This window comes from Actinoplanes sp. NPDC051633, assembly GCF_040681735.1.
Lineage (GTDB): Bacteria > Actinomycetota > Actinomycetes > Mycobacteriales > Micromonosporaceae > Actinoplanes.
The window spans coordinates 1-8,456 of the sequence record NZ_JBFAZH010000223.1 but is presented as its reverse complement, the minus strand read 5'-3'; the positions used below and the strand labels follow the sequence as shown (position 1 = coordinate 8,456).

8 protein-coding genes and 1 pseudogene are annotated in these 8,456 nt (G+C 71.8%); 8 read left to right on the top strand and 1 reads right to left on the bottom strand.

Going from position 1 to position 8,456, the window contains the following annotated elements:
* The 4 genes and pseudogenes from AB0M20_RS15220 to AB0M20_RS15205 form a co-directional block, all read left to right on the top strand.
* Window positions 1-340, top strand: a pseudogene (locus AB0M20_RS15220) (sulfotransferase); the annotation flags it as partial.
* A complete protein-coding gene (locus AB0M20_RS15215) occupies window positions 337-1,860 on the top strand; it encodes a polysaccharide biosynthesis C-terminal domain-containing protein (RefSeq protein WP_364298388.1) in 1,524 nt (507 codons plus the stop codon). The pseudogene AB0M20_RS15220 and the gene AB0M20_RS15215, both read left to right, overlap by 4 nt.
* The gene (locus tag AB0M20_RS15210) at window positions 1,857-2,585 is read left to right on the top strand and encodes a methyltransferase domain-containing protein (protein WP_364298385.1); all 729 of its coding nucleotides are present in this window, start codon (window positions 1,857-1,859) and stop codon (window positions 2,583-2,585) included. The genes AB0M20_RS15215 and AB0M20_RS15210 overlap by 4 nt, the downstream gene beginning before the upstream one ends.
* On the top strand, window positions 2,582-3,586 hold the full coding sequence (locus AB0M20_RS15205; RefSeq protein ID WP_364298382.1) for a glycosyl hydrolase: 1,005 nt from the start codon (window positions 2,582-2,584) through the stop codon (window positions 3,584-3,586). Before AB0M20_RS15210 ends, AB0M20_RS15205 begins: the two co-directional genes overlap by 4 nt.
* Before the next feature lie 60 nt (window positions 3,587-3,646).
* On the opposite strand, the gene AB0M20_RS15200 is transcribed toward AB0M20_RS15205, so the two are convergent.
* A complete protein-coding gene (locus AB0M20_RS15200) occupies window positions 3,647-4,429 on the bottom strand; it encodes a WecB/TagA/CpsF family glycosyltransferase (protein ID WP_364298380.1) in 783 nt (260 codons plus the stop codon).
* A gap of 62 nt (window positions 4,430-4,491) precedes the next feature.
* On the opposite strand from AB0M20_RS15200, the gene AB0M20_RS15195 reads away from it, so the two are divergent.
* From AB0M20_RS15195 to galT, 4 genes are all read left to right on the top strand, one after another.
* Window positions 4,492-5,421, top strand: a complete 930-nt coding sequence (locus AB0M20_RS15195; protein ID WP_364298378.1) for a sulfotransferase — start codon at window positions 4,492-4,494, stop codon at window positions 5,419-5,421.
* Complete coding sequence (locus tag AB0M20_RS15190) at window positions 5,421-6,335, top strand: glycosyltransferase family A protein (RefSeq protein WP_364298376.1); 915 nt, start codon at window positions 5,421-5,423, stop codon at window positions 6,333-6,335. The genes AB0M20_RS15195 and AB0M20_RS15190 overlap by 1 nt, the downstream gene beginning before the upstream one ends.
* Window positions 6,336-6,435: 100 nt before the next feature.
* Window positions 6,436-7,212, top strand: a complete 777-nt coding sequence (locus AB0M20_RS15185) for a DeoR/GlpR family DNA-binding transcription regulator (RefSeq protein WP_364298374.1) — start codon at window positions 6,436-6,438, stop codon at window positions 7,210-7,212.
* On the top strand, window positions 7,209-8,315 hold the full coding sequence (galT, locus tag AB0M20_RS15180; protein WP_364298372.1) for a galactose-1-phosphate uridylyltransferase: 1,107 nt from the start codon (window positions 7,209-7,211) through the stop codon (window positions 8,313-8,315). Before AB0M20_RS15185 ends, galT begins: the two co-directional genes overlap by 4 nt.
* The last annotated feature ends 141 nt before the right edge of the window (window positions 8,316-8,456 follow it).

The window sequence follows — 8,456 nt, the reverse complement described above, 5'->3', positions numbered from 1 at the left end:
GGATTACTACAGCTTCGCCCACCAGCACCACGCGTACCGAGCCCGCGGCGAGTACGCCCGTTACCTCGGCGCCATGGCACAGCAGGTGGGACGGCACCGCATCCACGTGGTGGAGAGCGAGCGGTTCTTCAGCCGGCCGGAAGAGGTGTACGACGAGGTCCTCGGTTTCCTCGGGCTGCCCACCGACCTGGACCGGCCGGAGTTCGAGCGGCACAACGCCCGGCCCCGGCAGTCCGATATGGACCCGGGGCTGCGCGCCGAGCTGACCGCACACTACGCGCCGCACGACGAGGCGCTGGGGACCTGGCTCGGACGGATGCCGATCTGGCGCCGCACGTGACCACGACCGCTCCGCTTCGGCAGACGGCCCGGGGCGGCCTGGCCAACACGGCCGGCGCCGCCCTGGCCGGCGGCACCGGCGTAATCGTCACCTGGATCGTCGCGCGGTCGCTGGGCGCCGAGCAGGCCGGCGCCTTCTTCGCCGCCACGGCCGCGTTCGTGCTGGCCGGCGGATTCGCGAAGCTGGGCACCCAGACCGGCCTGGTCTACTGGCCGTCGCGGCTGCGCGCCACCGGGCGGGACCATCTGCTGGGCGCCTGCCTGCGCACCGGCCTCACTCCGGTGCTGGTGCTGTCCGTCGCCCTGGCGGTGGCGATGTGGCTGGGGGCGCCGGCGATCGCCCGGCTCACCGCCGGCGAGACGTCGCAGGTGATCGCGGAACACGTCACCGGTCTGCGCGTGCTGGCCCTCTTCCTGCCGTTGCAGGCGCTGACCGACGCGCTGCTCACCGCCACTCGCGGATACCGGGCGATGCGCCCGACGGTGATGCTCGACCGGGTCCTCCGCAGCGCGCTGCAGTTGCTGGCGGTGGGCGCGGCCGGGGTGGCGGCGCTGTGGACGACGGCCGCGCTGCCCACCTTCGCGCTGGCGTGGGCCGCGCCGTACCTGCCGGTGCTGATCCTGGCCGGGTTCGCGCTGCGGCGGACGTACCGGGCGGGCCGGCCGGAGGGCGCCCGGAGCCGGCGGGCCGAGCGGCGGGAGCTGCGCCGCGACTTCTGGCGGTTCACCGGGCCGCGCGCGGTGGCCAGCGTCGCCCAGCTCGCGCTGCAGCGGGTGGACGTGCTGCTGGTGGCCGCGCTGGGCGGTCTCGCGGCGGCCGCCGTCTACGCGGTCGCCGGCCGGTTCGTGGTGCTCATCCAGTTCGCCAACCAGGGCATCTCGCAGTCGGTCCAGCCTCGCCTCGCCGAGGCCCTGGCCACCGGCGACCGGGCCACCGCCAACCACCTCTACCGCACGGCGACCGGCTGGCTGGTGCTGGTCACCTGGCCGATCAACCTGCTGGTGATCCTGTTCGCCCCGATCTACCTCGGGCTGTTCGGCGAGCAGTACCGGGCGGGTGCGCCGGTGGTCGTCGTGCTGGCCTGCGCGATGCTGGTGGCGACCGGCTGCGGCATGGTCGACATGGTGCTCGCGATGGCCGGGCGTACCTCGTGGAATCTCTTGAACGTCCTCGCCGCCCTGGCCGTGATGGCCGGGCTGGACGTGCTGCTCATTCCCCGCCTGGGCGCGCTGGGCGCGGCGATCGGGCTGGCCGCCGCGGTGGTGGTGAACAACCTGCTGCCGCTGGCGCAGGTCTCCCGCGCCGCCCGGCTGCACCCGTTCGGCCCGGGCACGCTCGCCGCCGCCGTGCTCTCGGTGTTCTGTTTCGGGGTGCTGCCGCGCCTGGTGACCGCGGTGCTCGGCACCGGACCGGCGGCCCTGTCCCTCGCGCTCGCGGTCAGCGTGCCGGTGTTCTGTTTCGGAGCGTGGCTGCAGCGCGATCGCTTGTCCTTGACCGCACTGAAGAAGGAGAACCGGTGACCGCCGACTACACGAAGGTGTTCCAGGACGCCGACGCCGTCGAGAAGTACGAGTCCGTCACCTACGCGCCGGACACCTACGCGTCCCGCATCAACGAACGGCAGCAGGCCTACCTGCGCGGGCTGGTGACCCGGGAGTTCGGCGATCGGGCCCCCGTGCAGCACGACTTCGCCTGTGGCACCGGCCGCGCGATCCGGACGCTGCACGGTCTGGTCCGCGCCGCGCACGGGTACGACACGTCCGCCGAGATGATGGCGAAGGCGGCCGAGGTCGGCTCCGTCGCCGAGTTCCACCAGGTGCCGGCGGACGGGCCGGTGCCGGAGCCGGTCGACGCCGGGCTGCCCGCCCTGGTCACCATGTTCCGGCTGCTGCTCAATGTGGACGATGCGATCCGGGACCGGGCGCTGGCCTTCGCGGCCAAGGCGTTGCCGACGCCCGAGTCCGGCCTGCTGGTGGTCGAGAACCACGGCAACGCCAGCTCGGTCCGGCACCTGCGGGCGCGGCGGCACTCCGGGCAGCGCTGGTTCGCCGAGCTCTCCCACGAGAAGGTGGCCGAGCTGCTCGGCCGGCACGGGTTCGAGGTGGTCGAGCGGCGGGGCTTCTCGATGCTGACGCAGTCGCTGCACGCGCATCCGCTGGCCCGGGCCGCCGACGCCGCGGCCAGGCGGTTGCCGGGCTCCGATGCGTACGCGGTGAACGTCCTCTACGCCGCGCGGCGGAAGTGAAGCGCCTCCTGACGGCGGCGGCCCTCGTCCTCGTCTCCGGCTGCAGCGGCCCGGCACCCGAGCCGGAGCCGCAGCCGTCTCCCGACCTGACCAGCCCGCCGAGCGGCGTGGCGGTGAACCCGGGGCCGTACGAGGACGGGCCGTTCGAGGCGCCGGCGGACGGCGCGTATCTCGGGGCCTGGATCAAGCCGGAGTCCCTCACCCACTCCGGGCGGGTCGAGGCGGTCGGCGCGCTCGAGGGCGACCTGGGGCGGCGGCTGGACATCCTGAACACGTACCGTCGGTTCGAGCAGATGGTCGGCACCCAGAGCGACCGGGAGTTCCTCTCCCAGGGTGCGAACCTCATGATCAGTTGGGCAACGGGCGACAACCGGTCGATCACCAGCGGTGCGCACGACCGGACGATCCGGCAGCAGGCGCGGGCGATCCGCAAGGTGAAGAAGCCGGTGCTGCTGCGGATGCGCTGGGAGATGGACCGGCCCAACCTGCGGGCGACGATGTGGTCCGGCCCGGACTACATCGCGGCCTGGAAGTACGTGCGGCGGATCTTCGCCGAGGAGAAGACGACCAACGTGTCGTGGGTGTGGTGCCCGACCGCGGAGGGGTTCATCCGCGGCGACGCACCGGCCTTCTACCCCGGCGACGACCAGGTGGACTGGACGTGTGTGGACGTCTACGCCGGCGCGGTGTTCCAGCCGATCGGCAAGCTGATGGGGCCGTTCCTGACCTGGGCGGCGGCCCGGCCCAAGCCGATCATCGTCGGCGAGTACGGGGTGGCGAAGGCGTGGGGATCCGCCGGCCGGGCGGCCTGGCTGCGTGACGCGGAGCGCACATTCAAGGCGAACCCGCAGATCAAGGGCGTCGCGTATTTCGAGTCGGACCCCGAGGGCAACGGGCCGAAGCAGCAGTTCCAGCTCACCGGGGACAAGGCCGCGTTCAAGGCCTTCCGGGCGATGACCGAGGACCCCTACTTCAACGTCGCCGACCCGGCGAACCGCTGAGCCGCGCCTCCGCCCGGGGAGCTGATCCCCGGGCGGACGGAGGTCGGGACGGATCGGGCGTCAGCGGCGGGTGGCCGACGCGGTGAGCAGGCGCAGCGCGTAGGGCGCATCGTGCTTGAGGTAACGCCCGGCCAGCCGGCGCGGCTCGGTGCCCAGCCGGTGTGCCCACTCCAGCCCGACACGCTGCATCCAGCGCGGCGCCCGGTCGACGTCGCCGGCCACGAAGTTGACCGCCGCGCCACAGCCGATGAACCACGTCGCCGGAAGCTGTTCGCGGAGACGGGCGATGACCTTTTCCTGCTTGGGGAACCCGAGGCCGACGAAGACGAGGTCGGGCCGTGCCTCGGTGACGGCGGCGCAGAATTCCGCGTACACCGCACGGTCCCGCTCGAAGCCGTACTCCGGGCACAGCGTGCCGGCGACCCGCAGGCCCGGGCACTCGTCGGCGAGCCGCCGCGCCGCGCGGGTCGCACCGTCGGCGGCCTGCGGCGTCGCGGGGTTGCCGCCGATCACGAAAATCGACCGGCCGTCCCGGCCCAGACCCTCGCTCAGGGACCGGATCAGGCTGCTGCCGGCCACCCGCTCGGGCAGCGGCGTCCCGCTCAGCCGGCTGGCCCAGACCAGCGGCATGCCGTCCGCGACGATCAGGTCGGCATCGTCGAGATACGCCCGTACCCGCCGGTTGACCTGCGCCTGCCGCAGGATGTCGATGTTCGGGGTGACGATGCGTCCACCCCGGCCGGCCGCGATCGCCTCACGCACGACGGCGACCACCTCGCCCTCGGTGATCCGGTCGAATCCCGTTCCGTCCAGGTGCACGCGGTCGAAAGCCTCGATTGTCACCCAACGCCTCCTTCAGGCTCGTTCGCTCGTTATAGGAGCGAAACGAGCGAAGGCGGGACAAAGTGGCACGAGTGCTCTATCTAGGTGGTCTGGGACGTTCCGGCACCACGCTTGTCGAGCGCCTGCTGGGTGAGCTGCCGTCGGTCTGCGCGCTCGGCGAGGTCGTGCATCTGTGGCAGCGGGACATCCTCGACAACGAGCGCTGCGGCTGCGGTTCGCGGTTCACCGGCTGCACGTTCTGGAAGCGGGTCGGCGACAAGGCGTTCGGCGGGTGGGCCAATGTGGACGTGCAGCGCGTGCACGCGTTGCGCGACCTGGTCGAGCGCACCCGGCACATCCCCCGGCTGGCGGCCGGCCACATGGCGATGGACCAGGTCAAGGAGTACGCGAACTTCTACGCCAAGGTCTACGCGGCGGCGGCCGAGGTGTCCGGGGCGAAGGTCGTGGTCGACTCGTCCAAGCACAGCGCGCTGGCGCACGTGTTGCGCTGGGCGGACGACGTGGACCTGCGGGTCGTGCACGTGGTCCGCGATGCGCGCGGGGTCGCGTACTCCTGGACCAAGACGATCGCCCGACCGGAGACCGACGGCGAGGAGGAGATGACGCGCTACTCCCCCGGCCGGTCGGCGCTGCTGTGGAACGCACACAACGCCGCCTTCGGCCTGCTGGCCCGCCGCGGCGTGCCGGTGCGCCGGGTCCGCTACGAGGAGTTCCTGACCGACCCGCGGGCCGCCCTGATCCACCTCGCCGAGTTCGCGGGCCTGACCCTGCAGCCGGCGGACCTCGACTTCCTGAAGACCGGCCACGCCGACCTCCGCGTCGGCCACAGCGCGGCCGGCAACCCGATGCGCTTCACCGTCGGCCGGCTCCCGCTGCGGCGCGACGACGCCTGGGTGAACAAGCTGCCGCCCGCCCAGCGCCGTCTCGTCGGGGCGGTGTGCGCGCCGATGCTGCGCGCCTACGGGTACCCGCTGCAACAGAAGGAGGCGTGATGAACTGGCCGTCCGTCGGCGTGGTGATCCCCACCCGCAACCGTCCCGAGCTGGTCCGCAAGGCCATTGCCGGGGTACGCGACCAGCGCTACCCGGGCGAGGTCAAGATCGTCGTGGTGTACGACCAGACCGAGCCCGACTATCTGCTCGCCCGCACCGAGGGCACCCAGGTGCTGGTGCTGACCAACTGGCGCACGCCCGGCCTGGCCGGCGCCCGCAACACCGGCATCCTCTCGCTGGAGACCGAGCTCGTCGCGTTCTGCGACGACGACGACAGCTGGCAGCCCGACAAGCTGCGCCGCCAGGTCGCCGCGCTGCTGGCCGAGCCGGACGCCGAGTTCGCGACCTGCGCGATCGAGGTCGAGTACGAGGGCAAGACCACTCCGCGGCTCGCCGGTCGCAGCCGGGTGACGACCGACGAGCTGGCCCGCTCCCGGATGGCCATGCTGCACTCGTCGTCCTTCCTGGTCCGCCGGGAGGCGCTGGCCGAGGGCGCGATCGGGCTGGTCGCCGAGGACGCGCCGGGCAGCCAGAACGAGGACTGGGACCTGCTGCTGCGGGCCGCCCGCCGCGCCCCGATCGTGCACCTGGACGAGCCGCTGGTCCGGGTCCTGTGGGGACGGACCAGCCACTACGCGTACGAGTACGCCACCAAGATCTCCTCGCTGCGGTGGATGATGCAGAGGCACCCGGAGATCAGCGGGTGCCGGCCCGGGGCCGCCCGCGTCTACGGCCAGCTCGCCTGCTGGTCCGCCGCGACCGGCAACCGCAGCGCCGCCTGGCAGTTCAGCAAGGAGGCCGTGCGAGCCAACTGGCGGGAGCCGCGGACCGCGATCGCGCTGGCCGCGATGACCGGTGCGGTCAAGGTCGAGAACGTTCTGTCGGCCCTGCACAAACGGGGTCGCGGGATCTGAGACGACAGCGGCGGAAGTCACTCTTTTCCGCACACCCGATCGCCAGGTAGTGTTCAGGTGTGTTCGAAATAGTTCGGAACCTTAGCCGGCCCGGCCGCTGATGCTCGCACAACAGCGCCAGGCTGCGATTCTCGACCGGGTCCGCGCCGCGGGCGGTGTGCGAGTCAGTGAGCTCGCCTCGGAGTACGGCGTCTCCGACATGACCATCCGCCGTGACCTGGAGTCCTTAGCCGATCGCGGCCTGCTGGCGAAGGTACACGGTGGCGCGACCACCGTCAGCCCTGGTTCCGCGCACGAGCCCGGCTTCGCCGCCAAGTCGGTGCGGCAGCGCGAGGAGAAGGCCGCGATGGCGGTCCGGGCCGCCGCGCTGGTCTCGCCGGGCGATGCGATCGCCCTGTCCGCGGGTACGACCACCGCCGGCCTCGCCCAGCGGCTGGTCGACGTGCCCTCGCTGACCGTGGTGACGAACTCGATCCCGGTCGCGGACGTCTTCTACCGCACCGGCCGCCCCGACCAGACCGTGGTGCTCACCGGCGGCACCCGTACGCCCTCCGACGCCCTGGTCGGCCCGGTCGCGGTGGCCGCGATCGAGTCCCTGCATCTCGACATCCTCTTTCTCGGCGTGCACGGCATGAGCGAGCGCGCCGGCTACACCACCCCCAACCTGATGGAGGCCGACGTCAACCGAGCACTCGTGGAGGCGGCCGAGCGGCTGGTCGTCCTCGCCGACCACACCAAGTGGGGCACCGTCGGCATCTCGTCGATCGTGCCCCTGGACCGCGCCGACGTCGTCATCACCGACGACGGCCTGGACGAGGGCGCCCGCGCGATCCTCATCGAGCAGGTGGCCGATCTCATGGTGGTGAGTGCCGCGTGACGATCGAGAAGAGAGAGGCCATCCGCCTGTCGGACGGCCGCGAGCTGATCTACTTCGACGAGACCACCGGGGCCTCGCGGGCCGACCGGCCCGACACCCGCGATCTGCCCCCGCCGCCGCCGACCTCGCAGCTGCGGCACGACCCGCTGGTCGACGAGTGGGTGGCCGTGGCCGCGCACCGGCAGACGCGCACGTTCCTGCCACCGACCAACATGTGCCCGCTGTGTCCGTCCACACCCGACTTCGCGACCGAGATCCCCGCGCCGGACTACGACGTGGTGGTGTTCGAGAACCAGTTCCCGTCGTTCAGTGACCGGGTGAAGCCCGACGAGATCGCCGCGCTGACCGACATGGTGCCGGTGCGGCCGGGCGTCGGCCGGTGCGAGGTGGTCTGCTTCACCAGCGACCACAACAGCGCCTTCGGCGCCCTTCCGCCGAGCCGGGTACGCACGGTCGTCGACGCGCTGGCCGACCGCACCGCGGAGATGTCGGCGCTGCCCGGGGTGGCGCAGGTCTTCCCGTTCGAGAACCGCGGCATCGAGATCGGCGTGACGCTGAGCCATCCGCACGGGCAGATCTACGCGTACCCGACGGTGCCGCCCCGGACGAAGCTGATGTTGGCGGCGTCCGCCCGTCACCTGTCCGCCACCGGCAACAGCCTGTATGCCGACGTGCTCGCCGCCGAGCAGAAGTCGGGCGAGCGACTCGTCGCATCCAACGAGCACTGGACGGCGTACGTGCCGGCCGCGGCCCGCTGGCCGTTCGAGGTCCAGCTGGCGCCGCACCGCAAGCTGCCCGACATCCCCGCGCTGTCGGACGCCGAGCGGGACGCCTTCGCCCTGATCTACCTGGACGTCCTCAAGCGGTTCGACGCCCTCTTCGACAAGCCGATGCCCTACATCTCGGCGTGGCACCAGGCGGTCACCGGCGAGGGCCGCGACCTGGGCTACCTGCATCTGCAGCTGTTCAGCATCCGCCGGGCCGCGGACAAGCTGAAGTATCTGGCCGGCAGCGAGTCGGCGATGGGCGCGTTCGTCAACGACATCGTCCCGGAGAAGGCGGCTCAGCTGCTCAGGGACGCATTCGACAAATCGCATGTTTAAGCACGTAACCCAGGGGTATCGCGCTCGTTTCTCTCTGCAGAACGGATGACGGTCGCGGTGCTGAGGGGTCGCCCGCCGGTCCGGCTGCCTTGTCCCGGGCGCCGACCGGTTCCTCTCGCTGTCCCACGCGATCAGCAGTGG